Origin of the sequence: Pasteurella bettyae CCUG 2042, from assembly GCF_000262245.1 — a bacterium.
GTDB classification, from domain to species: Bacteria; Pseudomonadota; Gammaproteobacteria; order Enterobacterales; family Pasteurellaceae; genus Basfia; species Basfia bettyae.
In genome coordinates this window covers 1-25435 of sequence record NZ_AJSX01000033.1, presented here as the reverse complement: position 1 = coordinate 25435, position 25435 = coordinate 1, and the positions used below count along the sequence as shown (strand labels likewise).

At 34.4% G+C, this 25435-nt stretch carries 18 protein-coding genes and 3 pseudogenes; 8 read left to right on the top strand and 13 right to left on the bottom strand.

Annotated elements, in window-relative coordinates; translation table 11 throughout:
• Nucleotides 1–123: 123 nt before the first annotated feature.
• Both glpT and HMPREF1052_RS06190 read right to left on the bottom strand, forming a co-directional pair.
• Nucleotides 124–1563 (bottom strand): glycerol-3-phosphate transporter, encoded by a 1440-nt coding sequence (gene glpT, locus HMPREF1052_RS06195; RefSeq protein WP_005760816.1) that lies wholly within the window; start codon nucleotides 1561–1563, stop codon nucleotides 124–126.
• A gap of 395 nt (nucleotides 1564–1958) precedes the next feature.
• On the bottom strand, nucleotides 1959–2699 hold the full coding sequence (locus tag HMPREF1052_RS06190; protein ID WP_005760711.1) for an MIP/aquaporin family protein: 741 nt from the start codon (nucleotides 2697–2699) through the stop codon (nucleotides 1959–1961).
• Between the two features lie 361 nt (nucleotides 2700–3060).
• Here HMPREF1052_RS06190 and glpK point away from each other — a divergent pair, with 361 nt between their 5' ends.
• The gene (gene glpK / locus HMPREF1052_RS06185; RefSeq protein ID WP_005760786.1) at nucleotides 3061–4572 is read left to right on the top strand and encodes a glycerol kinase GlpK; all 1512 of its coding nucleotides are present in this window, start codon (nucleotides 3061–3063) and stop codon (nucleotides 4570–4572) included.
• Between the two features lie 70 nt (nucleotides 4573–4642).
• On the opposite strand, the pseudogene HMPREF1052_RS06180 reads toward glpK, so the two are convergent.
• Nucleotides 4643–5317: pseudogene (locus HMPREF1052_RS06180) on the bottom strand (ATP-binding protein); the annotation flags it as partial.
• Between the two features lie 162 nt (nucleotides 5318–5479).
• On the opposite strand from HMPREF1052_RS06180, the gene HMPREF1052_RS06175 reads away from it, so the two are divergent.
• From HMPREF1052_RS06175 to HMPREF1052_RS06150, 6 genes are all read left to right on the top strand, one after another.
• A complete protein-coding gene (locus HMPREF1052_RS06175) occupies nucleotides 5480–6142 on the top strand; it encodes a heteromeric transposase endonuclease subunit TnsA (RefSeq protein WP_005760874.1) in 663 nt (220 codons plus the stop codon).
• Complete coding sequence (locus tag HMPREF1052_RS06170) at nucleotides 6135–8054, top strand: Mu transposase C-terminal domain-containing protein (protein ID WP_005760718.1); 1920 nt, start codon at nucleotides 6135–6137, stop codon at nucleotides 8052–8054. Before HMPREF1052_RS06175 ends, HMPREF1052_RS06170 begins: the two co-directional genes overlap by 8 nt.
• Nucleotides 8054–8947 (top strand): TniB family NTP-binding protein, encoded by an 894-nt coding sequence (locus HMPREF1052_RS06165; protein WP_005760763.1) that lies wholly within the window; start codon nucleotides 8054–8056, stop codon nucleotides 8945–8947. The genes HMPREF1052_RS06170 and HMPREF1052_RS06165 overlap by 1 nt, the downstream gene beginning before the upstream one ends.
• A complete protein-coding gene (locus tag HMPREF1052_RS06160) occupies nucleotides 8905–10023 on the top strand; it encodes a TniQ family protein (protein ID WP_005760886.1) in 1119 nt (372 codons plus the stop codon). Before HMPREF1052_RS06165 ends, HMPREF1052_RS06160 begins: the two co-directional genes overlap by 43 nt.
• Nucleotides 9984–11435: a hypothetical protein gene (locus tag HMPREF1052_RS06155; RefSeq protein ID WP_040596377.1), complete on the top strand. Its 1452-nt coding sequence runs from the start codon at nucleotides 9984–9986 to the stop codon at nucleotides 11433–11435. The genes HMPREF1052_RS06160 and HMPREF1052_RS06155 overlap by 40 nt, the downstream gene beginning before the upstream one ends.
• Before the next feature lie 129 nt (nucleotides 11436–11564).
• Nucleotides 11565–11801 carry a hypothetical protein gene (locus tag HMPREF1052_RS06150; RefSeq protein ID WP_005760822.1) on the top strand — a complete coding sequence of 79 codons (237 nt, stop codon included), beginning with the start codon at nucleotides 11565–11567 and terminating at the stop codon, nucleotides 11799–11801.
• Nucleotides 11802–11974: 173 nt separating this feature from the next.
• Here the strand turns inward: HMPREF1052_RS06150 and HMPREF1052_RS06145 are convergent.
• The 9 genes and pseudogenes from HMPREF1052_RS06145 to yihA form a co-directional block, all read right to left on the bottom strand.
• Nucleotides 11975–12640 (bottom strand): annotated as a pseudogene (locus tag HMPREF1052_RS06145) (5'-methylthioadenosine/S-adenosylhomocysteine nucleosidase family protein); the annotation flags it as partial.
• A gap of 27 nt (nucleotides 12641–12667) precedes the next feature.
• Entirely contained in the window at nucleotides 12668–13159 is a 492-nt protein-coding gene (locus HMPREF1052_RS06140) for a response regulator (protein WP_005760738.1), read from the bottom strand.
• The gene (locus HMPREF1052_RS10940) at nucleotides 13159–13629 is read right to left on the bottom strand and encodes a response regulator (RefSeq protein WP_005760905.1); all 471 of its coding nucleotides are present in this window, start codon (nucleotides 13627–13629) and stop codon (nucleotides 13159–13161) included. The genes HMPREF1052_RS06140 and HMPREF1052_RS10940 overlap by 1 nt, the downstream gene beginning before the upstream one ends.
• The gene (locus tag HMPREF1052_RS06130; RefSeq protein WP_155811591.1) at nucleotides 13626–16568 is read right to left on the bottom strand and encodes a hypothetical protein; all 2943 of its coding nucleotides are present in this window, start codon (nucleotides 16566–16568) and stop codon (nucleotides 13626–13628) included. The genes HMPREF1052_RS10940 and HMPREF1052_RS06130 overlap by 4 nt, the downstream gene beginning before the upstream one ends.
• A gap of 520 nt (nucleotides 16569–17088) precedes the next feature.
• The gene (locus tag HMPREF1052_RS06120) at nucleotides 17089–19956 is read right to left on the bottom strand and encodes a UvrD-helicase domain-containing protein (RefSeq protein ID WP_005760725.1); all 2868 of its coding nucleotides are present in this window, start codon (nucleotides 19954–19956) and stop codon (nucleotides 17089–17091) included.
• A gap of 38 nt (nucleotides 19957–19994) precedes the next feature.
• On the bottom strand, nucleotides 19995–20225 hold the full coding sequence (locus HMPREF1052_RS11500) for a hypothetical protein (RefSeq protein WP_231284617.1): 231 nt from the start codon (nucleotides 20223–20225) through the stop codon (nucleotides 19995–19997).
• A gap of 151 nt (nucleotides 20226–20376) precedes the next feature.
• Complete coding sequence (locus HMPREF1052_RS06110) at nucleotides 20377–22125, bottom strand: hypothetical protein (protein ID WP_005760834.1); 1749 nt, start codon at nucleotides 22123–22125, stop codon at nucleotides 20377–20379.
• A 106-nt stretch (nucleotides 22126–22231) separates the two neighbouring features.
• Nucleotides 22232–23092, bottom strand: a pseudogene (locus HMPREF1052_RS06105) (YifB family Mg chelatase-like AAA ATPase); the annotation flags it as partial.
• A gap of 102 nt (nucleotides 23093–23194) precedes the next feature.
• Nucleotides 23195–23812, bottom strand: a complete 618-nt coding sequence (gene yihA / locus HMPREF1052_RS06100; protein WP_005760746.1) for a ribosome biogenesis GTP-binding protein YihA/YsxC — start codon at nucleotides 23810–23812, stop codon at nucleotides 23195–23197.
• 119 nt (nucleotides 23813–23931) lie between these two features.
• Between yihA and HMPREF1052_RS06095 the strand changes: the two genes are divergently transcribed.
• The gene (locus HMPREF1052_RS06095) at nucleotides 23932–24795 is read left to right on the top strand and encodes a VirK/YbjX family protein (protein ID WP_005760827.1); all 864 of its coding nucleotides are present in this window, start codon (nucleotides 23932–23934) and stop codon (nucleotides 24793–24795) included.
• Nucleotides 24796–24829: 34 nt separating this feature from the next.
• Here HMPREF1052_RS06095 and trmL read toward each other — a convergent pair whose 3' ends face one another.
• Complete coding sequence (trmL, locus tag HMPREF1052_RS06090) at nucleotides 24830–25309, bottom strand: tRNA (uridine(34)/cytosine(34)/5-carboxymethylaminomethyluridine(34)-2'-O)-methyltransferase TrmL (RefSeq protein WP_005760839.1); 480 nt, start codon at nucleotides 25307–25309, stop codon at nucleotides 24830–24832.
• Between the last annotated feature and the right edge of the window lie 126 nt (nucleotides 25310–25435).

The window sequence follows — 25435 nt, the reverse complement described above, 5'->3', positions numbered from 1 at the left end:
ATTCTCCTATTGTTTTAAACATACTTGGTAAAGTGCGGTCAAAAACCGCCACATTTTGTGTGAAAAAAAGGAAGAACAATTTAGGTACCGCTCTTCCTTTTAATAAATCAGATTGACTAGAAATTAACTGCCATAGTGGTCATTTAATTGAGCTTTGTGTTTACCCTCAGCAACCATAACGATGAACATTAAGATAACTGATAGGATACCACCCACGATCATGACATAGAAACCACCGTCCCAGCCATAATGTTCTGCTGCCCAACCAACAACTGCTGATGCAGAAACTGTACCACCTAAGTAACCGAATAAGCCTGTGAAGCCAGCAGATGTACCAGCGGCTTTTTTCGGTGCTAATTCAAGTGCATGTAAGCCGATCAACATTACTGGACCATAAATTAAGAAACCGATAGTTGTCATTAAAATAAAGTCTGTTAATTGATACGGGTTTTCATACCATGCTGAATATTGTGCTAATTCTGCTTCAGGTGTTGCTGGGTTTTTCCATAAGGCAACAACAGCAATGGTGGTTAGAATCATGAAGACGAAACCAGTTAAACCACGTTTACCTTTAAAGATTTTATCTGATACCCAACCACATAGTAATGTACCAGGGATTGCAGCTAATTCATAAATAGTATATGCCCATGCAGTACCTTTAATGTTAAAGTGTTTTACTTCACCTAGATAAACTGGAGACCATTTTAAAACACCATAACGGATTAAATATACGAATACGTTAGCAATTGCGATGTACCATAATAATTTATTTTTTAATACATAAGTTACTAGAATTTCTTTTGTACTTAATTCATTCTCATATGATTTTTCATTATAGTCATCTGGATAATCATTACGCCATTTTTCTACTGCTGGTAAACCGCAAGATTGTGGTGTATCTTTCATAACGAAATAAATTGGCACAGCACAAACCATGGCAGCAATACCAGGATAGTAAAGCGCTTGTTGCCATACATCTTTAGCAGTTGCTTCAACGCCAGTATTACTGAAGTATACTGCACTTGCTAATAGCACCATTGCACCAGGCATCATACCACCCACATTGTGAGCACAGTTCCAAATAGAAACAATAGAACCACGTTCTGATTTAGACCACCAGTGAACCATTGTACGACCACATGGAGGCCAACCCATACCTTGGAACCAACCATTTAAGAAGATCATGACAAACATCACTAAAATACCTGATGTTGCCCATGGCATGATTCCCATAAGCGTCATACATAAACCAGAAAGTAATAAACCGAATGGTAAGAATACTCTAGGATTTGAACGGTCAGATACCGTTGCCATAACGAATTTTGATAAACCATAAGCTAAACCTGCACCAGTACCAATAATACCTAGTTCAGCCTTGTTATACATACCTGCTTCAATTAACCCTTTCTGTGCCAAATCGAAATTAGCACGTACAAAGTAATACGCCGCATAACCAAAGAAAATACCCATAAACACTTGCCAGCGTAAGCGTTTATAAGTTGAATCAATTTTATCTGCCGGTAGCTCTGGGATTGCAGCGGCTGGTTTGAATATACCAAACATACTATTCTCCAACTTCACGTCTGTTATTATTAATCTTTACTACTTGAATATTTAAATAGAAAGTAGTTATGTCTAAAATTAGCCCTGAAAAAACTGACTCAAGAAAATCACAAATCTTCAGAGGTTTTTAAGTTTTTATGACAGCGTAAAGATACCGCAAATTCCATTAATAGAAAAATTAAATGTTATTAAATTGTGATATAAATCACGTTTTATATGAGCGTTTACGAATTAAAAGGAAAATAAAATGGTCTTTTAATGATTTTTTTGAGCTTTTTTGAATGGTGCTTTATTTACAACATAGCTGAGAATAATTAATAACAATTTATTAAACATTTTTATTCAAGAAAAAGGGCTAGTAAAATATACTAACCCTTTTACTAAGTAATGTAAGATTACATAATAAAGTTATAACCTAGAGCAGCTATTACGCCACCAATCATTGGTCCTAAAATAGGTACCCAGCCATATCCCCAATCTGGAGAAGTATTCAATTTTTTGCTTAATAAACTTAATGCAATGCGAGGTCCAAAGTCACGAGCTGGATTAATTGCATAGCCAGTAGTTCCCCCTAAGCTTAAACCAATTGCCCATACTAAAATGGCGACAGGTAAGGCACCTACTGAACCTAAACCAATAGGTACAGTGCCTTGTGCATTAGGTAATGTCATTTCACCACCTGAAATATAGAAAATAACCGATACAAGAACTACTGTGCCGATAATTTCACAGAAGAGATTGGTTGAAAAATGTCGAATAGCGGGTTCTGTAGAGAAACAAGCTCGTTTAGCTGCTGGATCATCAGTGACAGCAAAGTGATCTGAATAGAATAAATAGACAATTAAACCACCAAGTATGCCACCTATCACTTGTGCAATAATATAACCAGGAACCATTTCCCAAGCAAAGCTACCTTTTACGGCTAACCCTAATGTCACTGCTGGATTTAAGTGTGCTCCACTATATGGACCTGTTGCTACTACAGCAACATATACGGCAAATGCCCAAGCTGTGGTGATTACAATCCATCCAGAGCTGTTACCTTTTGTTTTGTTCAAACAAACGTTGGCGACAACGCCATTACCCATTAATACTAACAATGCGGTACCTAAAAACTCGGCTAAATATGCGTTCATATTTAGTTCTCCTATATATGATGTATGAGAATAAAATAATATTGTCAATAGTTGTGATTTATCGTTAATTAAATAAGTTATTTCTCATTTTTATCAGCATTTTCTAAATTAATGACATAGAAAATGTGATTCTATTATTAAAATTTTCTGATAAAAAAAAAGTCCTTTTATAGAAATTTGTTAGTCAGTTCACATTTTTATTTTCGATTTGGAAAATAAATGTGATTAAATTCAAATAATCAATAAAAGTATCTTTATTGTTTTCAGGTTTTTAATTAACTTACTCTGGTGATTTTTCGTTTTTAACCAAAATAAGTATTTGTAGTCCATATTCACACATATATTTTAGTGGAGATTCACAATGTCTGAAAAAAAATACATTATTGCGTTAGACCAAGGGACAACAAGTTCAAGAGCTGTTTTATTAGATCATGATGCCAATATCATTGAAATTGCTCAACGTGAATTCACGCAGATTTATCCGAAAGCGGGTTGGGTGGAACATAATCCAATGGAAATTTGGGCAACACAAAGCTCAACTTTAAATGAAGTGGTTGCAAAAGCTGGTATTACTTCTGATGAAATTGCAGCTATTGGGATTACTAATCAACGTGAAACGACGATCGTATGGGAAAAAGAAACAGGTACACCTGTTTATAATGCGATTGTGTGGCAATGTCGTCGTACTGCGGATATTACCGATAAATTAAAAGCAGATGGCTATGAAGATTATATTCGTAATACAACAGGTTTAGTGGTTGATCCTTATTTCTCTGGTACTAAAGTTAAATGGATTTTAGATAATGTAGAAGGCGCAAGAGCAAAAGCAGAACAAGGAGAATTATTATTTGGTACAGTGGATACCTGGTTGGTTTGGAAATTAACACAAGGCCGTGTACATGTGACTGATTATACTAATGCATCTCGTACCATGTTATTCAATATCCATACTAAACAGTGGGATGACAAAATGCTTGAGATTTTGAATATTCCACGTTCAATGCTACCTGAAGTAAGAAATTCTTCTGAAATTTATGGACAAACCAATATTGGTGGTAAAGGTGGTGTGCGTATTCCTGTTGCAGGTATTGCCGGTGACCAACAAGCTGCACTTTATGGTCATTTGTGTGTGAAAGCGGGCCAAGCCAAAAATACTTATGGTACGGGTTGCTTTATGTTATTGCATACTGGTGATAAAGCCATTACGTCAAAAAATGGGTTATTAACCACCATTGCCTGTAATGCGAAAGGTGAACCAGAATATGCATTAGAAGGCTCAGTGTTTATCGCAGGGGCTTCTATTCAGTGGTTACGTGATGAACTTAAAATCGTACACGATAGTTATGATAGTGAATATTTTGCTACAAAAGAATCTGACAGTAATGGGGTCTATGTCGTTCCTGCCTTTACAGGATTAGGTGCACCATATTGGGATCCATATGCTCGTGGTGCAATTTTTGGTTTATCTCGAGGTGCAAATCGCAATCATATTGTGCGTGCAACCCTTGAATCCATTGCATATCAAACTCGTGATGTATTAGAAGCTATGCAATCAGATGCTGGTGATAAATTAAAATATCTTCGTGTAGATGGCGGTGCAACAGCTAATAACTTCTTAATGCAATTCCAAGCAGATATATTAGATGTTAATGTAGAACGTCCTGTGGTGAAAGAAGTGACAGCTTTAGGTGCAGCCTATCTTGCAGGCCTTGCTACTGGCTTCTGGAAAGATTTGGATGAATTACGTGATAAAGCACGTGTAGAGCGTACATTTACACCAGATAATGATAATGAAAAACGTGAAAAACGTTATAAAGGCTGGAAAAAAGCAGTTCGTTGTTCGTTAGAATGGGCGAAAGAGGACGCTGAATAATCTTATTGGATAAGAAAAGTGCGGTTAGTTTTGAGAAAATTTTTTGAAATTAAACCGCACTTTTAATTCTCTAATTTTGTTGATTGAGTTTTTGTAATAGTCGATCCATGGCACGATATCCTAATGCCTCAGCCAGATGTTTTTGATTAATTTGGTTTTCTTCATTAAGATCAGCAATTGTACGAGAAACTTTCAAGATTCGATGATATGCTCGTACTGATAAGCCTAACTTGGTTAAAGCATTTTCTAAGAATAATGCATCTTTATCTTTTAATTTGCAATCCCGTTCAATTTCTTTACTCGTCAGATGTGCATTGATTTTTCCAGATCTCGCTAATTGAATTTCTCTTACTTTTAATACTTTAGTACGCACTTGTTCACTACTCTCACCGCGATCGCCTGTATTTTGTAATGCACCTTGAGGAAGTAGTGGAACTTCAATAGATAAATCAAAACGATCTAAAAATGGGCCAGATAATCGATTCAAATAGCGCATAATTTGCTGAGGGGAAGTGCGGTTATGTGTGCCTTGATAATTGCCCGTTGGACTAGGATTCATTGCTGCAATAAGTTGAAATTTTGCTGGAAATTGGATTTTTGCGGTAGCTCGTGAAATGATAATTTCGCCACTTTCTAAAGGCTGTCTTAAGGCATCTAATACCCGTCGTTCAAACTCGGGTAACTCATCTAAAAATAATACTCCATTATGTGCTAAAGAAATTTCACCTGGTTTAGGGATGGATCCACTGTCAAAGTTACAAATAAGTGGCATAATCGGCAAAACTTAGAACGATAGAATAAGGCTTTAGCCTATTTTTTTACCCTTAGAAGATACTATTTAATGACACAAAAGCTACAAATAGCTGTCAAAACATCTTAAAAGATACTAATAAAGGTCAAATTATTCATGAAAACAGAACCCATTTTCCAACAGGTTCGTAAGATCAAACCAACACGCCTTAGCGTATCAGGTTTACTCCCTTTTAAAGACGGAGTAAGCATTCCTTACGAATCTACACTTGAGCGAGATCTCTTGCTCTATTTTACTTATATGCCTGCGGTAGAGGAAATCGTTTCTCAACCTGTTCGCATTCTGTTTGTGAAAAACGGAATGACTTACCCTTACACGCCTGATTTCTTCATTCGCTTCAATGATGGACGACCATCGCTTTTGATTGAAGTAAAACCAAAATCAAAATGGCAAGAACATTGGCGTGATTGGAAAGAAAAATGGAAGGCTGCAATCGCATTTAGCAAAAAGAACGAATGTATTTTTCACGTTTATGATGAGGATAAAATTCGTCATCTTGCATTATTCAACATTAACGCGGTTCAACGTTATAAGCGATTACAGTGCGATCCAGAAGATATTGAAGCGGTACTCACCCAAGTTAAGTTACACAGCAATACAACAATAGATTTTCTACTCTCTCGATTATTTACAGGTTCACTTTATCGAACCAAAGGATTACAGATTATCTATCACTTATTAGCAACCAAGCAACTAACTTGCAACTGGTTTGAGCCATTATCTGAATTTACCGAAGTTTGGGGGTATTCAAATGACTAAGGGATTTATTCATCCACGCTATCACGGTCGATTAGAGCGTGGTCGTCTTATTTTGCAAAAAGGCAATGTTTATGTAAACCACGAAGATGGCGAACAATATGAGCTGATTGAGTATTTAGATGAAGATGCACAAGTAATGATCCGAAATCTTCATACTCGCCAAAGTAAGATTGCCAGTATTCATCAGCTTGAGAATTTGAAAATTAATGAACGCGAATATGTTTCTGTTGATTTAAGTGCAATCAGTGACGAATACTGGGAAAAAGCGTTAGAAAAATACGAGATGATTAAACCGTTGCTTAATTACGAGCAACATTGCCCTGCTTCTGTAAAAAAACGAGCAAAAGAAGTCGGTGTGAGTGATCGAAGTCTATATCGTTGGATCCAAGCGTACAACTCTCTAACTTCCGTTGCTGCGTTGGTAAGTCGCAAGCGTGGCTGGGCGGAAGGTAATTCACGTTTAAGTAAAGAGCAAGATGAATTGGTAACGGCAGTTATCAATGAGTTTTATCTACATAAACAACGCCCAACAATTGAGCAGACAATCCGTGAAGTACAGCGTGTCGCCAGTCAAAAAGGACTTGATAGCCCAAGTCGTCGCACAATCCGACAACGTATTTTGCGTATTTCAGAAGAAGAAAGATTGCGTAAACGCGGACAGAAAGAGAAAGCGAAGAATAAATTTACACCGAAGCCAAACAGTTTCCCTAACGTAGATTTTCCTTTAAGTGTCATTCAAATCGACCACACGCCCGTTGATTTAATTATCGTAGATAACCAGTATCGTAAACCGATTGGCAGACCTTATTTAACATTGGCAATGGATGTATATAGCCGAATGATTACTGGGTACTATCTATCGCTTGATGCGCCGTCGGTAACATCAGTTGCAATGTGTATTGCTCGCAGCATTTTACCAAAAGAGCGTCTATTACTAGATCATAATGTAAAAGGTGAATGGGCGGTGTTTGGTTATCCGAATAAAATCCACGTTGATAATGGTGCAGATTTCCGCTCGCTTGATTTATCGAAATCTTGTGAGGCACACGGCATTGCTCTTGAGTTCCGACCTGTTGGTCGTCCTGAGTTTGGCGGACACATTGAGCGTGTAATCGGTACGTTTATGAAAGAAGTTCACGGCTTGAGCGGTACAACATTCTCGAATACGAAAGAGAAAGATACTTATCAATCAGAAGCCGAAGCGGTTATGACCTTAGATGAATTTGAAACGTGGCTGATTAACTATATTGTCAATGTATATCACAAACGGACTCATTCTGCTTTAGGTATGTCGCCTGTTCAAAAATGGCGGTTAGGGATTTTCGGTGATAAAGATCACTCTGGTTGTGGTTATCCGCAAATGCCTGTTGATGAACAGACCTTATTACTTGATTTCTTACCAAGTGAAAAACGGACTATTCAACATAATGGGGTAACAATTGATGGTTTACGTTACTACGATGTCGCGCTCAATATGTACATCAACGATTCTGATGAAAGCGGTAAAAATAAGGAATTTTTATTCCGTCGCGATCCTCGTAATATCGGAAAAATTTGGTTCTACGATCCGAAGTTGAAACGTTACTTCCAAATTCCGTTTGCAGACCAATCTTTACCCGATATGAGCATTTGGGAGTACAAACAGGTCCGTCAGTTCTTGAAAGACAAAGATGAAAAACTGATTCACTCGCAGCAGATCCACGACGCGTTAACTGAAATGCGTGAATTGGTTGAACAGTCGGCACAGCGGACGAAGAAAGCCCGCAGACAGGCTCAACGGCAGAAAGTCCACGCGAAAAGTAAGGTGGTTATTCCAACAACTTTACCAGAAAATAAACCAACAGAAACAGTTAAAACACCTGCTTCTAACTTGCTTTTAGATAATGATTTCACATTTGGGGAGATTGAGTAATGGAAAAGCAATATGAGTATGTTCACGAAAAATTCCGTCATTTAGTGACCGCAAGTAATCAGGAACGGATTGAATTTTTAGATGAACCCCGTTGGGTTGGTTATGCTGTTGCAAATAAGATCATTGATAATTTAGTTTCTCTGATGAATAAACCGAAACGCCCTCGTATGTTCAATCTGTTGGTGGTAGGCGATTCTAACAATGGAAAAACTACGCTTATTCGACATTTTTATGATTTGTACGGCATACCTTTCGTGGACAGCCAGTCAGACGGCATACGCCCAATTATTTTGGCAGAAGCACCGCCGAGCGCGAATGAAAAAGAGCTTTATATCTCGTTACTGGAGCGTTTTTATGTTCCATATCGACCAACGGACAGCGTAGCTAAGTTGCGTTATCAGACGATTCACTTATTCCGTGAATACAAAGTGAAAATGTTGATTATTGACGAATTTCATTCGTTGCTTGTAGGAACACCTCGTTTGCAACGCCAAGTGATGAACGCGATTAAAATGTTGTGCAATGAGTTACAAATTCCGATTGTGGGCGTAGGTACAAAAGATGCTATCCGTGTTTTACACACCGATCCGCAGCACGCCAGTCGTTTTGATGTAGCGGAGTTGCCAACGTGGAAATTGGATAAGGATTTTCAAAAGTTACTTTTCCAATTTCAAGGTATTTTGCCATTGAAGAAATGTTCTAATCTACAATCGCCAGAGTTAGCAACAAAGATTCATACGATTTCAGGCGGCAACTTAGGTAATGTACATCGCTTATTAACGGCGTGTGCCGCTGAAGCGATTACAGCGGGAACAGAACAAATCACATTAGACATTATTGAGAATAACTCATGGGTACAACCAACGCAGGGCTTGCGAAAAATTATCGGATAAAATCAGGGATTATCAGAACACCACTCTATCCGAATGAAAGTATCAGTTCGTGGCTTGTTCGTGCCGCTTTAGATTGTGGTACAGAGCCGATTACATTTACTGGATTTTATTGGGATAAGTGGCGATTATGGATATATGATCTAGATAGAGGGTTTGAACCGATTGCAGTACAAATTTATGAAGATATTACAGCATTATCACTTAACCAACAGGTAAACTTAGCTAGTCATTCGCTTTATTCCGTGTTGAAACCGATTAACGGAAAAAATACCCTCATTAAAGGTCAAGCGAAGTGGGTAATTTCAAGAGGCTCTCGTAATCGTTCATTCCGTGTCGGTCAATCTTATTGTCCTTGCTGTTTAGAGGGAGCGCCTTATTTGCATAATGAATGGCGTTTTGCGTGGTATTTTGGCTGCCTGAAACATCAGATTCTACTTGAATCCAAATGCCCTTGTTGTGGTGAACTGTATCAACCGCATTTACTTTCCGCAGAGAAACGACAATTGAATTACTGTCATCAATGCGGTGAGAAATTACAGGTTGTGACAACACCACTTAATGAAGCAGAAATCACAACGATGGAAACGCTTGATAACGTGTTTACAACTAATTCAGGTGAATGCTTTGGAAAACGTATAGCCGCGCAAGTGTACTTTACTATATTGCGTTACTTCATCAATCTTATTCGGCGTGCAGCGGTTGCAAAATCCACTCACGCTTTTGCTAGATTTGTGGAACAATGTGGCATTTCTCAGTCGGAAATATGCCAAACTAAAACCGCCCTTGCGTTTGAGCAACTTCCTGTTGAAGAACGCAAGAATTTACTGGTAAACGCGGTAAAAATCCTTCAACTTTCTTATGAGGATATTGTTCAAGCTATTCAACAAAGCGGTATAACACAAAAAGCATTCACCTTTGAAAACTATCCTGCGGAGCTTAATATACTCTTTAAATATGCACCAGAAGGCAAAACTGTAAGCCGTAAGACAGTAACTAATAAATCTAAGACTGATTCTGTTTTAACTCTAAACCGTCAATGGGAACGCTTAAAACGACAGTTAAAAATCGCAGCATGAAAATCACTAAGATCCGCCCTCAAAAGAGAAATAGTTGCTCTATTTGTGGCAAAGCTCAAGTAACACGCAAATTCCAAGAGGAATATTATTGCGCGAATTGCTACGTCCAGTGGTTTAAGAAAAAGACTTGTAAGCGATGCGGACAACTCAAGCGTATTCATCGTGACGGCGAACTTTGCCTTGAGTGCGAAAAATTAACGGATTGTGTGCGCTGTGGTAAAACCTCAGGTACGTTTGAAATCGGTATGATAAGTCATTACGGTGCAGTATGTAGTTCCTGCACTCGTTATTTCCGAGAGGAAATAGAATGTTCAGAGTGTGGTAAAATGACACGCGATAGATACCGTTCACCAGTAACGAACGAATCTGTCTGTTTGCAGTGCTATCGCCGATATACTTTTTCAACTTGTAAGAATTGTCGCCGTTATCGTAAGGTTCACAACCAAGAGAAACAATTATGCAAGAAATGTGACGAACAGTTACTTTCAACTTGCCCGAAATGTAAAGGTGAAATGCCATCGGGTTACGGTAATGTTTGCCCTGATTGTGCAAGACGAAGTTTATTGTTCAATATGATTCGCCTGAATGGGCATATCTTGCGTAATAAAGCAGTTAAAACCGCCTACAAGAAATTCATTTTCTGGTATATGCGAAAATGCGGCATCAGTGTCGCTTTGCACAAAGGGGCAGATTTTATGCAGTTTTTCATTGATTGCGATGAAATTTGGCAACAAATCCCTAATTATGCTGAGCTAGTTACGCACTTTAAACCGAATGGACTGCGCACTAATTTAACCGTATTACGTTGGCTTCTTGATACGAATCAAATTATTGTTGATGAAGCGTTAAAAGATGATTTAGCTGAATTAGAGCGCATACAAGCCCTCTTTAACAAACTTAAAGAGTCCGTGCCTTGTATTGCAAGCTATTATCAGAAATTGCAACGGCGATGTGATGAGGGGAAAACTTCACTTAAATCAGTGCGATTAGCCTTACAACCTGCAATAGACCTAATTAGCACTAACGAGATTACGGACTATCCTACACAAGACCAATTAAATCAGTATCTTGTGAAAAAATCAGGGCAAACGGCAGCCATAACAGGTTTTATCAATCATTTAAAATCGGAGTACCACCGAGAGCTTGAAATTGACCGTAAACTGATTCAGCAAATTAAGACTAAACAGCTTAAAAAGCATTGTTCTCAACGGTTAGTTGAACTCTACAAAAAGCCAGAACTTACCGACAACGAACAAATGGAACTGATTTATGTGGTGTTATACAGCCTACACAGTATAGAGGTGAAAAAATCAAAACAAGATAAGATTTTGTTACTTGATGGCGTAGCCTACTACCGTAGCGAAGATAAGGACTACTTCTTGCCACAAGACGTTTATCAGCGCATAAAATAGCTGTTTTCGGAAGACAAAATTTTATTTTTGCGATCTCGCTCGAAAAATTTGAACGGATTTCTCGACAGAAATTGCCCGACTGTTAAAGTAGCACCCAGTTATCAACCAATAAACTAACTGGAGGTTATAATGAACAGTACAAACAAAAAATCTACTTTGTCTCTTAAACAGCAATTCAAGCTATGGCTTGAACAAGAGCAAAAAGATGATGAAATGATTGCCTTTGCAACGATTCCGCATATTTTAAGACGGTTTGATCGCCGACTAGCAATCATCAAAGGCAATCAATTTGAGAAACGTTATCTGCGTGAGTGGCGTGAGGCTTTCCGTATAGATAGGGAAATTACAAAAGAATCTCTTAGTTAGTTTAATTATATTATCTGTAATAAAAAGGTGGTTTAACCACCTTTTTAATGAGCTCCACAATAAATTTGTAAAATTAATTTAATGTTTATCTAAGATAGGAATAAACTTAAACGGTATTATGTAACTACTACATAATACCGTTAATTTAGAAAGCTTATAAAACTCATACTATGTTAGATAGGATCATATATCTCTCGAATAAATCTTTCTATAGCTTTTGCACTTGTGAATGCTGCATATGATTGATAATCATCATTTTTTTCAGTATTTGCAAAATCACAAACTGATTTTATTATTATTGAGCCTATTCCTAGTAATTCGCTTGCATAAGCTACCCCATAGGCTTCCATTTCAATTCCAAGAGTATTTCTATGTTGTTCGATTATAGAGTTAACTATATTTTGGTCTTCTAAAACAACTGAACCTGTAGCCAATGGTCCTATATGTAAGCCTAACTGTGAATGTGGTTTTTTACCCGGATAATCACAAAATACCTTATCTAGAAACTCTTTATCTTTTGATAATTGCAGAAAGCCATCTTTATATTTTAGTGGCATAGATATTTGGTGCGGTGCTTGTTTTGTTACACTTATCCCCTCTATTTGAGTTTTTTTACCACTTCCCCAATCCCAACAATATTCTGCGACTAATATATCTCCTAAATTTACTTTTTCTTTTATACCTGCTGCAATACCAGACATTAATATAAGTTTAGGTTTGAATAAAGCTCCTAGTTTTGAAGTTAAGGATGCTGATGCGGCAATTCCCATATGTAAACAAGATACAGCAAGAATTCTTAAGTTCTTATCTTCTAAATTTCTAACGTTACCAAAATGAAATGTATGAGAATCAGATTTTTGGTTTTCTCAATTAAAAGGTAAATTAAGGATTTGATCTAGTTCTTTTTGTAGGGCTGTAATAATTAATATATCTACATTATCATCTTCTTTGGGAGAATGTTTTATATAATTAATTATATTTTCTTTCAACTCACTTTCAGATAATGAGGTATCGTTTATATATAACCTCCACCCTTTTTTGTTAAAATAACTAATATACTGGTCGTAAGCTTCTTTGTGAGATGTAATTCCAATAATATATGTTGGTTTTAATACATTTTCATTTTTTTCTATTTGATTTAGTAATTCTATTGCACCATCACGGTTTATCTCATCACCAAGATTCAGAGGTAGAAATAAATCAGTAACAACTAAATCATATTTTTTAGATTTTAGTTCATCGATAGCATTCTTTACTGTATTCTTTGATTCAATTTCTATATTGCTACAATCTTTTAATAATCTTGCTACAATTCTCTGGTTTTCATAATTATCATCAATAATTAATATGCGTTTCATTAATTAATTTCCTTTAAAAATAAATTTGAGATAAGTTGATCTAACTCTTTTTTCCATTTATTATCAATGGAATTGTAGAATATAGAGCCTTTATAAAAATCACAATATTTAGAGTTGAATAATTTATCCAAATCTTTAAATTCAACGTTAACTCCTATAAATTTAGAAAATTGTGTAATAACAATAGTTGGGATGTTAATATGTCTTAAGTGCATCTGGGATAGAATTTCTGCACCAGCAAAACTCTCTGGCTCACCTCCATTTATATCATCTTCAGAAGGATCATAGCTTGGTAAGCTCATATCTAAAATAATCAAACTATAAGCACTTTGGTTATTGGATATTTCTTTTAATGCCCCTCTAAGAGAGGTTTTATTATTTATTTCTGCTTTAATATCTAAAGATAAAATAAATTTTTCTATTTCATTTCTTTTTTCTTCTTGGTCTTCAACTATCAATATCTTGTTCATAGAGATATTTCCTTAATTTCTATATTAATCATAAGACATTCATTATCATAATAAAATGATGTATTGTGTTCTGTTGTATTTAAATCTCTGGCTATTATTTTCCATATTTTAAATAATCCAGACCCTCCTTCTTGTTGAAGGTATCTTCTCATTTTACTTTCATTTCCATAAGATTCTCTATAGAAATCAAGTTTTCTGTTTAGACAACTAACTGATTCGGAAGATCTATAGTTATTTTTACAGGATATTAATATTGTACCTTCTTCTGGCTGCATTATTGATATTTCAGCATTAATATCATCCTTTTTGGTAAATCCTGATTTTGATATGGAGTTTTCAAACAGTATCAATAGTATATCAACAATATAAGAAAGGTTTTTGCTGGATATTTTAATATCATCAACCTTTAATATTTTTAAAGGTAATGAGAGTATATCTTGGGCTGTTTCAATAGCTATTCTTATATCATAACTTGTATTTTCATTGTCTGCTTCTGAGCGTTCAAACCATGAAGATATTTTCTCTAGGTTTACTTCAAAACTATTTTTGAATCTATTAACCCTGTTAGATAGTTCATTACTTAGTTCAATATTGAAAGATTTTGGTATATTTATTTTGGTTTCTTCAGATAATTTTAAAATGCTATCTTTAAATTCATTTTTTAGATAACTTCTTACAGCTTTAAGGTTTATGTCTGTCCTTTTCCACAGCCAGTCAACTATGACTTTAACAAAATCATTATATGTAGGAGATAAATTAAGATTCTTTTGTATTATGTAAGCTTCTAATGGATTTACATTATATTGGAATAAGGCATTATCATTAAAAAGATTATTATCTTTTTGAATAAGATTATCCAAGATGCTAATCTGAATTTTTTGATCATTTAATCTTTCTATCTTACTTTCTAGGTTCTTAGAAAATCTTATCATAAATTCATTTAATAAATTTATTTCATTTTCACTTTTGGCAAACTTTGATAATTCATTTATACTTTCATCTTCAACATGTTCAGCACATAATATATATTCATCTTGTGCGCATTTTCTTATAATATTAGGTAGCAAGCCATGTCTAATTCTTGTACTTAAAAAATTATTTAACCCTTTTTCTCCAAATGTAAATTCATGCATCATTAATTTCATTAAATTATAAAATGTTACATTTTTTGAGCTAAGGTTTAAATCAACAGGATAAATTGATGCAATTGCTTCATTTATTGAAAAATCATTCTTTTCATAGTCAATATCTTTAATTACCTGATATATTCCTTCTAAGACTTTATCATCTTCTGAACAAATATTCTTTTCACAATGATTTAAATAGCTTTCAAATAAATCTTTATATTTATGTGAATCTCTCCCAAGAAAAACAGATGTATCAACATAAATTCTACTTGTCTCAATATTTTTTTTAGCTTTAGAAAGAGTAATTTTTCTGTTTAACTCTTTAATCTCATCTATAAGCTCTTGATCACTAATATTTTTAGAAATTAAATATTTGCATATGTTTAATCTAGCATTATCAAGATCTGACTGATTGTCAAATAGTAATTTCATATTTGATGTTTTACAAACATTTCTTAACAAGTATTTTTCTTCTAAACTTAACTCGCTTTTTTTTGTGAGCTCTAGAATTGAACTATAATTGTTTTTTTCTAAAAAACTTTCAAGACTTAGTTTTAATAAAGAATCATGTTTGTTATCTATATATAACGAATACATATTTAGAAATATAGGTGTATAAATACTGTTTGAGACCTTCTCAAAGTTATCTTCTATTTCTTCCGTAATAAAAAGTAAATTGTATAGATATAAACTTTTTCTTTCTTCTATATTAATGAAGGCAGTTCTTAATACTCCCTCAAAATCATATTTAAGAGACTCGGAATTTATTAATATTTGCTCCAATTTTGCTTTAATAAATTCATCATGGATATTTTCTTTGTTATCTTTAATAAAATCATTTAATTTGACTAATTCATTATTTTCTATTAGTTTCTTTACAAATAAAAACTTTGCCAGATCAGGGCTTAGATCTTCATATGAAAAAATTAAATCTGCATCTATATCTCTATTTGTCAAATATAAACATATTTTTTCTATAATGTTTTTAACCTCACGTTTCTCTATGTCTAACATAGCTTTATTTTTATTTAAATTAAAAAATAAAAATGGAGTTATAACTTTTGAATAACAAGAAGACCAAGAATAAAAAATCTCATCATTTATTCTAAAAAATGGAGTTTCCCTTAAAAGAAATATATTTATTTGTTGGAATAAAGGTATTCCTCTAAATGATAAAGATATACATTTTAAATATTGATATGAATCAATATATTTATCATTTCTTAATATTATATTTCTTATATTTTTAATTAAAGTGTTAATAAATTTATTTTCTAAAGAGATATTTAATTTTCCGGCGGTTTCTAATAATTCAAAATCTATTTTTTCCGTTTCTATTCTATTAATACTTTCTAAAAATTTAGATTTATCACATCTAATGTAATAATTATATAATTCTAGATGCTCTTGGTCATAGTTGTATTCTTCTTTTTTTGAATATGTGTATTCAACATTGCTAAGAATGTAATAGTTTATATTATCTTTTAGAGTGCGGATTACATGATAAAACTTTATACCAAATAGAGCATGAAACTCATTTTCACCTCTGTATTTCTGTGTATATGTAATAATTTCTATAAGTAATTTGAACATATCAATAAGAGATGTTCTCATCTCATATTTTAATATATGCTTTAAGTCTTGATAATCTTGTAACTCGGAAGAGCCAAAAATCTTCCACTTTATGTATCTTTTAAGGTTTTCGTCTATTGGGGATTTATCTATTTCTATAGTTATATTTTTATATTGAGCAATAAATATATTAGGTTCATTAAATTTATCCTTAATATAATGCTTTATATATGTCATCACTGTGTTTTTATTTTCTAATTCATTAATCCCTAATTTATTTTCTATAGTTCTTCTTATTGATATAGACCATAAAGAAATTCCGCATTCTTTTTCTATATCAGATAATTCACATAAAGCTTTATGAAATTCCTCTTTTAAAAGAAACCTTTCTAAATTTTTTTCTTTATTTATAAAATTAGATAGCTTTTTTTATGAAAAACACAAGAAAATAAAAGCCACTTAAAGTCAGATTCTGTATTAAAATGTCTATAATTTAGAGTGTATAAAGATTCTTCTGTCTGTTCAATTTGAGCAGATAGCCTTAATTTGAATACTTCATATGTACAAAATAAATTAAGGTTATCCAACATTTCCTTTGTATTAATCTCATTTAGAATTGCATTGAATGTTAGAATTGATGTTGAACTTCCTCTCAGAAGATTCAAATATTTTTTATTTTTCATAACTGTTACTTACTTCATTTTTTTAAATTTTTGATGGGGTATATTAGATATACCAGACTAACTTATTTATGAATGATTTATATAAAATATTTTCGTGTGTTTGAGCATGGATCGTCTTTAATTCCATACCGAGAGCACCCCCAGAATTTACCAAATTTACCTTCTCTTAATCGCATAGGACGACCGCATTTATCACAAATAGGAAATGAGTTTTGACAATTTGGATTTTGACAAATGCTCATGTTCGCTGTATCAACTGAAGGTGAACCACATTTTTCACAAATTCTAGGTGAGGAGCGACAAACAGATCCTGATGTACAAGAATAAAAGTTACCGAATCTCCCTGCTTTTAACACAAAGTAACCTGTACTACATACAGGACACTTAAAGATTTTTCTATATTTACTTTTAAAGCCATCAGACACAATATTAAGTTTATACTGCGGTGATAATAATTCGTTAATAAATTCCGATGGAGCATTCACATCTGCAATTAAGTAACTTTCTTTTTTAGCTCGCGTTAAAGCTACATAAAAAAGACGGCGCTCTTCGGAGTGAGGGTAGTCATCAAGCGTTGGTAATAACGCTTCGATAACAGCTTCTTCTTTATTTTCATTTGGGAAACCAGTTTTACCTTGAAAGAATCCTAATAAGATACAGTAATCAGCCTCCAACCCTTTAGAACCATGAAAAGTCCAAAACTTCACATTTTGATCTTTAATGGCATCTTTAGCTTCTTTGATTAGGTATCTGTATCTTGCAAGGACTGCAATCGATGCTTCTGGATGTTGCTCACGGATTTTTTTGTAAATTTCGAATGCTTTTAAACTGATATTACTTTGTTTTTCTCCATTTTTCACAATGTAAGAATCATGTAAGTGAACACAGGATTCACTTACTTGAGTATGAGTTACAACATTCTTTTTGTATTGTTCAGGATTTTGCATAATAAAATGCCCTGCGGTATCAGCAATACTATTGTTGTAACGGTAAGTTTTCTCTAATTTACTCAGTGTATGAGAGCCAATCATTTTATTGAATTGAGTAGTTACTTCTAATTTACCACCAGAAAAACGATAAATAGACTGCCAGTCATCACCAACAACAGTCCAGATTGGTCTAGGTCCTTTTTGATAAATTTCTTTTAATAACTCTAAACGAGCCATTGAAATATCTTGAAATTCATCTACTAAAATATGTTTCCATTTAGGTTTAAAACTACCGTCTTTAATCAGGGAAGTTGCCTGTAAAATCATATCGTCAAAATCAATTTCTTGAGCATCACTTAATTGTTTTACATAAGCATCGTGAATACGCATTAAAAATGTGGCGTACTCTTTAGCATACACAATATTGGCATCGGTCAGACGTTTTAAAACTTGTGCGTAATTTAATCTTTCTGTACGAATAGCCTGCAAGCATTTCAAGTATCTATTTTTTCCTTCCTTAAAGATACTTGATTCTTCTAACGCATCTCTTAATTCTTTATCTGTTCTAGGACGAATAGCAATGAATTGTTCTTGCATTAGCTGTTCTAAGCGTTTGTAGAGACTATTTTCAGTCCAATTGTAATGGTATGTCTCAAGTAAAATTGTATTATGTTCTTGATGTAGTAACCGCTTTTTCTCAATATCAGCATTGTATTTTACAGAATCAATATCAGGGCGGGTTCTACCTTGTCTATCAATACCAAAGTGCTCTAGGTAAACACCATCTCCTAATCCAAAATCAGGCTTATAATCAAACCCAATCTCAATACGTCGTTTTGATACATATCGAGGTTCGTATTCATACTGAATACCATTCATAAACAACCAGTTCGCAATAAGTAGTTCTTGATAGCCTCTGACGCGCTCACCTTGTAAGGTTCTATATTCATTATCTCGAATGTACCTATCGTATTCTCCTTTAGTTTTAAATTGGAATGGATCGACTGGTTGATAAGATAACAATAAGAATAAAGGTAAATTATCAGGATCTTCCTTAATGTAATTTTCTAGCCACTTGGTAAACCATAAATCTAATTTGGCTGTATCTTCTACAAATTTAGATAAGCGAACTGATTTTCCGCAACTTTTTATGATATTACGCCCCAGAGCATGAAAAGTTGATATGCTTGGCGGTACAGCTAATTCTAAGTTAGCTTGTTTTGCGCGTTCTTCTAATCGTTCTGTTAATTCTGTCGCAGCATCTTTGTTATAAGCAAGAATAAGTATTTCATCACTTGTGGCTTTCCCCGAATCAATTAAATCAAGCGCTTTAGCAACCATCACTGATGTTTTTCCAGTACCAGCGGCAGCTAATACCATATTAATATCATTGTTTCGAATAACAGAAAGTCTTTGCTGTTGCGTCAATGGGTTTGATTCAACTACATCGAAAAAATCCTTCCGAGATTTTAAGATATTTTCTTCATAATCTTTTCTTACTTGCTCTTTATTTAGTCCATTAGAGTCAAAGTTAGAACAAATATAATCTAATTTCTTAATCAAATTACTACTGAAGTGTTTATTAAAAATCTCTTTATCGTCAGAGTATCTTGAGACAATAGGTTTTAATTTATCATTTAGTTGTGGTATATCAGAGTCTCTAAGGAACTGTTTCTGAGTAAGAGTATCGAAATCACCAGCAATAAACTTAAATCCATTTTCAAGATTATTTGCAATAACCTCTTCTAATTTTTCATGAAAAAGATCAATATTCTTTTTTGATAAGAATCTGAATGAAATAGCTGACTCATTTAACTTAAAGTTAATACCATTCCCTAGTAAACTCTTACTAAGAGTGGGAAAATATTTGATGTCTTTGATTGAATACTGACTTACATCACCATTCTTAGACGTGCATGAGATCCCATCGCAATTTAGTTCTGCTTTTTTTAATTTTCCAAAAAGTTTACCTATAAAATTAGGGGTTATAGTTAGATTATTCTGTTCGTTATTCATAATAATTAAAATTTATAGTTAGAGTATTAATAAGTATTTTATTGGGCTTCCATTTCATATTCATTGCCATATTCATCAATGACAATCATTACACCATTACGGATCCATTCAGCGTCAGCGTACACCTCGTCACCATTTTCATTAATGAGTGTACAATCGCCATATTTGCCTGTCATCGTGCAGTCTCCATAAGCTCCTGAGCCGTTCATATCTTCTACATTGTAATTGTAGGTGTAAGGTCCTGAGTTACCGAGACGGTAGTTATACATGTAGCGAGGGTCTTGATGGAAAGTTGTATTTCCATACTGAACATTGTTGTAGGTATTATTGTTATATTGGTTACTGTAATTGGCATAGCTCATCCCTGAAATAGCCAACAGTAATAGTGTGAAACTTTTATTCATTATGATTTCCTAAAATTTAGAGTAATTTTTTAATACCGTTCCAAACCCAGTTATTGTTTGTCTTTATAGCTTCTACATGTCTAAATAACGACATTTTCCCGCCCTTAGAATCAACGTAATCGCTGCTTACGCCTTCGCTTGATACAATTTCAATCAATAGCTTGAACAGGTTTTCATCTCGACTATAAATGTCACCTTCACCTGATAGGAATTGTTGAATATTTTGAGGTTCGTAAACAACACTACTAAAACCTGAGTTTTCTTTTTCGTTTCTTGCAGGAAAGCTTAGAACAAAGAATGTTCTTTGTTGCACATCTACTCGCAATATTAACGCTGCGGCTGGATAGTATTGTTCCAGAGAATCAAGGATTTCTTCTAATGAGACTAACGTAAACTTATCGTTTTCCCTAAATCCTAGTTTAGGTGTGTACCAATAGACCTTAGCACCTTGTTCATTGCATAGGCGTTTAGCATGTTCCCAAACGGTATCAAGGCGTGATTTTCCTTTGATTTCATCCGTATTTGGAATATCATAGAAACAGTTGGCAATGCCTGTAAGACCTGTTTTTCCTTGTTTCTCACCTACACCGTAATTTTCTGGTTCATCGTAATTTAAGAATTTAACTTTGCCACCTTTTTCAGTTTCTTGAACAAGCTGAATACGGTTAATTGTTCGCTCTTCACCAAGTAATTTCAGATGTTCAATAACACCAGCCGTTACAAGGTTATTCACGTTATCTAATGCAATATCGAGCTTTTCAAGTTCATGTTCTCGCTCTTGTTTTCGTGTTCTGTATTGAGGTTCTCCGTCTTTTTGTCCTTTACCACCTTTATTTGTTTTTATTGCAGAATGGTAATAAAGGTTAATTGGCTCGCCTTGTGGTTGGCTAATCCCTGTAATCTGGCAGCAAAGCACAGAATTTCCTAACTCAATACCATAGAATGAAAGCATGATTGGTTTGTCGTGCCAGCAAGGAATAAGATAATTCGGATTTTCTTGACCTTTAGAAAAAATGATCTTAGCTGTTACATCTTTTACAACTGCTTTTGTATAAGCATCGTGTTTCAAGTGATAAAGAAAGACCGCATCTTTCGTGGAAAGGTTATTTGGTACAAATACACCTTTTTCTTCAAAGGATTCATTCAGGTGTAGTTTTTTCTCAATCTTACTCCAACTGTCTGTAATCAAGATACGTTTTAACTCACTTGAATAACCATAGTGAGCCATAAAAAAGTGTAGTGGATGAACGATATAAGACTTACTATCACCTTCAGGCTTAATAACAAGTAACCGATTCCCGTCCCCTTTAAATGTTCTCAAATAAGATGGATAAACATATTTATCCGCTTCAAATGGATGTGGTGATTCCTTATCCATCCAAAGTGCCTTATAAGCCAATCCTTTACTCTTTGAGAAGGTAACTTTAAACTCTTTAAGCTTGAACTTATACTCCGATTCACCATTTTTCCAAATGCTACCGAACGGAATTTTATGTAGATAGTTAATAGGTAAGGCAATCTTGAAGAAACTTTGGTACTCTTCACCTGTTTTCTTGTTTGTATAGGTAGGATTGGTTAAATTGATAAAAGTGACTTCAACAAGTGTTTTAGATTTATCTAGCGAAAGACGGTTTTCATACCAAGTAGCAACGTACTCATGTTCTTTATGGTAAAAACCGCGAAGAGGTTTTTCAAAATACTTTTCTAAATTAAGCGAACAACGCCAGCGAACTCTCTCTAAATTATTCTCGTCAAAATATGACATAATCCACTTCCTTTTCAGTCACTTAAATAGGTAAGTAGATTATAAATGATCTAGATTATAAGGCGACAATTATTTGTATCGTTTGACAGTTATTTGTAATTTTAACACCTCCCCCCACTAATGCAGCTAAAGATGCACTATGATGTGGTGCTCTAAACGGGCGTCTTTTCCAGTTACTAAAATTAAGCTCATTATGAATTAAGCTGGTCACCGAGGCGGTTTCAATCGCTTCATGATTAGTCATTTCAGGTAAGAGCCCAGTCAGCCTGCTGGCTAACATGGTTTTGCCTGTTCCTGGCGGACCGAGAAAAAGTAAGTTATGTTGCCCAGCCGCCGCAATAGTTAATGCTCGTTTGGCATGTTGTTGACCAATGATATCTCTGAGATCTTGAATGGGAGAGTGGCTAGTTTGATCTGAGTTTGATGGATTAATGGATAGGGTAGAGGGAAGTTTGATTTGGTGATTAAGAAATTGTACAACCTCTAATAATGAACGTGCTGTATAGCTTTGATGATCAGATATCAGTGCAGCCTCATTTGCATTTTGATGAGCAATAATTGTCGTGCGTTTAGATTGTAGAGCTGCAAGAATTGCAGGAATAACCCCATGGATACCACGTAGATCCCCTGTTAATGCGAGTTCACCAATAAACTCAAATTGATGTAATTTTTGTGCATCAAGATGACCCATTGCGGCAAGCATACCGATGGCAATAGGTAAATCGAAACGTCCACCCTCTTTAGGTAAATCAGCGGGTGCTAAATTGACAGTAATTCTTTTGGCTGGATATTTAAATTGTGCGTTAATCAATGCACTACGAACTCGATCTTGAGCTTCTTTGACAGTTTTTTCAGGTAATCCAACTAAAGTAAATCCAGGCTTACCATTACTAATATGAACTTCAATGGTAACTAAGGGAGCTTGTACACCCATAGATGCTCGAGAATAGACAACTGCTAATGACATATTATCTCCTTACAATATGCAAATAGCAGAAATATAAAAGTGCGGTAGAATTTTGAAAAATTTTACCGCACTTTTTGGGAGCAAGATCGCAAAAATAAAATATTATTCAGTGAAAAGTGGAGCAAACCAACTATTTAGTTTTGAAGAAAGTTTATCAATACCTAATTTGTTTTGAGCTGAAAAAGCCTCAACTTGCACATCGCCTTGGAAGGGGAGAATAGCTTCCCGTACCATTTTGACTTGTTTGCTTCTTTCGCTTTGACTCAATTTATCTGATTTTGTTAATAGTAATAAAATCGGTAAATTTGAGGAGACGGACCATTCAATCATTTGTTGGTCAAGATCTTTGAGCGGATGGCGAATATCCATTAGAATTACTACACCTTGCAAACATTCACGATGTTGTAAATATTCTCCTAAAGATTTCTGCCATTGTAATTTCATTTGCTCAGGAACCGCAGCATAACCATAGCCAGGTAAATCCACTAATTTACATTGAGGTTCAACTTCAAATAAGTTGATTAACTGTGTACGACCTGGTGTCTTTGATGTACGAGCCAAGTTCTTTTGATTAGTTAATGCGTTAAGTGCCGTTGATTTACCCGCATTGGAACGACCAGCAAAAGCTATTTCAATACCACTGTCTTCGGGAAGTTGATTAATTTTTGCTGCACTGGTCATAAAATGAGTTTTATGATAATTCAATTTGAATTCTGACATTATATTTCCTACCTTTACAATTGCCCTATAGGATACCTTATAAAATAGATAAGGACGATAAAAAAATACAAAAGGTGCGACTTTTATGGCAAAATATCGCCCTTATCTAAGGGGAATATATGACAGTTAAATACAGTTGGCCAAAACCGATGGCTATTTATCCTGATCGTGGTAAAAAATCATATCGTTTGAAACGTTTACGTTATCGTTTACGTTCGATCTTGCATTTAGGAAAAATTAAGCAGTTTACTGACTTTGTTAACAAACATGATGAATTAATTCCATTATTAAATGCTCGTCCCAATTATAGTTACCCATTAGTGCATCGTTTTTTAGATAAACGCTTTGGTGCTTCACAACGCTTTTCAGCAATTTGTGATAATTTATTATTTTTATCACAACGCTTGACTACATTGAAATTACCTCAACTTTGGGAACAACCTATTGGTTTTGGTGAAGTTATTGATGGATTTGAAATAATATTAAACATCAATGAACATCAGCCGATGGAAGGATTTTGGGCATTAGAATTACGTCAGAAAGATACACAACAATTAATTTATTTATTGACCTTTGGACAAATTAAAGATGCATTACTGATAGCCGTAATTCAAGGGCCTAATTTTGAAGGGTCAAAAGAAATTGTTAAGTTACTCACTAAGCAATGTCATGGTTTACGGCCAGCATATTTAATGGTTGAAGCGATGAAAGGATTGACCCAAGTACTTGGTTATAAACGCTTGTTGGGTATTCCACAGAAATATCAAAATAAATCTCGCCTAGTGAATAGTAAACGCTATGTGGTAGATTATGATGCTATTTTTAGCGAAAGCGATGGAGTTTTACAAGAATATTGGGAATTGCCTTTAGCATTTGAAACAAAAGATATTTCTGAAATCACCAGTAAGAAACGTTCAATGTATCGAAAACGTTATGCAATGTTGGAAGAACTTAAAGCAAATATGGCTAAACAATTAAGCTAAGAAAAAGTCCTAAAGAAATTCTTTAGGACTTTTTTTATTTTCGATTTAAATTAATTGCACCTTGATATCCAAGTTGTCGCCATGCTTCATAAACGGTGACGGCAACAGAGTTTGAAAGATTCATACTGCGACTATTAGCGGTCATAGGAATACGAATTTTTTGTTCCATTGGCATTTTATCTAAAATACTCATTGGAATACCACGTGTTTCAGGACCAAACATAAGATAGTCCCCTAATTCAAATTTTACTTCACTATGAGCTGGTCCACCTTTGGTTGTTAATGCAAATAAACGTTTAGGTTGTTCTGACTCAAGAAAAGCTTCATAAGTTTTATGCTTTTTGATTTCAGCAAATTCGTGGTAATCCAATCCTGAACGACGCAGGCGTTTGTCATCCCAAGTAAATCCTAGCGGTTCAATAAGATGTAATCTAAAGCCGCAGTTTGCACATAATCGAATAATGTTTCCTGTATTTTGAGGAATTTCTGGTTCATATAAAACAATATCTAACATAATTATATCAGTATAGTGAAAAAGATGAGTGATTGTAGCTCAAATTGAGTGAGATTTATAGCGTATTAAAATTTTCTAGATCAATACCGCACTTTTCTCTCTGTTTAACTAATTTTAAACCAATAA

Coding starts and splice junctions, on each gene's coding strand:
- glpT (WP_005760816.1), bottom strand. CDS start 1,563: ATGTTTGGTATATTCAAACCAGCCGCTGCAATCCCAGAGCTACCGGCA.
- HMPREF1052_RS06190 (WP_005760711.1), bottom strand. CDS start 2,699: ATGAACGCATATTTAGCCGAGTTTTTAGGTACCGCATTGTTAGTATTA.
- glpK (WP_005760786.1), top strand. CDS start 3,061: ATGTCTGAAAAAAAATACATTATTGCGTTAGACCAAGGGACAACAAGT.
- HMPREF1052_RS06175 (WP_005760874.1), top strand. CDS start 5,480: ATGAAAACAGAACCCATTTTCCAACAGGTTCGTAAGATCAAACCAACA.
- HMPREF1052_RS06170 (WP_005760718.1), top strand. CDS start 6,135: ATGACTAAGGGATTTATTCATCCACGCTATCACGGTCGATTAGAGCGT.
- HMPREF1052_RS06165 (WP_005760763.1), top strand. CDS start 8,054: ATGGAAAAGCAATATGAGTATGTTCACGAAAAATTCCGTCATTTAGTG.
- HMPREF1052_RS06160 (WP_005760886.1), top strand. CDS start 8,905: ATGGGTACAACCAACGCAGGGCTTGCGAAAAATTATCGGATAAAATCA.
- HMPREF1052_RS06155 (WP_040596377.1), top strand. CDS start 9,984: ATGGGAACGCTTAAAACGACAGTTAAAAATCGCAGCATGAAAATCACT.
- HMPREF1052_RS06150 (WP_005760822.1), top strand. CDS start 11,565: ATGAACAGTACAAACAAAAAATCTACTTTGTCTCTTAAACAGCAATTC.
- HMPREF1052_RS06140 (WP_005760738.1), bottom strand. CDS start 13,159: ATGAAACGCATATTAATTATTGATGATAATTATGAAAACCAGAGAATT.
- HMPREF1052_RS10940 (WP_005760905.1), bottom strand. CDS start 13,629: ATGAACAAGATATTGATAGTTGAAGACCAAGAAGAAAAAAGAAATGAA.
- HMPREF1052_RS06120 (WP_005760725.1), bottom strand. CDS start 19,956: ATGAATAACGAACAGAATAATCTAACTATAACCCCTAATTTTATAGGT.
- HMPREF1052_RS11500 (WP_231284617.1), bottom strand. CDS start 20,225: ATGTATAACTACCGTCTCGGTAACTCAGGACCTTACACCTACAATTAC.
- HMPREF1052_RS06110 (WP_005760834.1), bottom strand. CDS start 22,125: ATGTCATATTTTGACGAGAATAATTTAGAGAGAGTTCGCTGGCGTTGT.
- yihA (WP_005760746.1), bottom strand. CDS start 23,812: ATGTCAGAATTCAAATTGAATTATCATAAAACTCATTTTATGACCAGT.
- HMPREF1052_RS06095 (WP_005760827.1), top strand. CDS start 23,932: ATGACAGTTAAATACAGTTGGCCAAAACCGATGGCTATTTATCCTGAT.
- trmL (WP_005760839.1), bottom strand. CDS start 25,309: ATGTTAGATATTGTTTTATATGAACCAGAAATTCCTCAAAATACAGGA.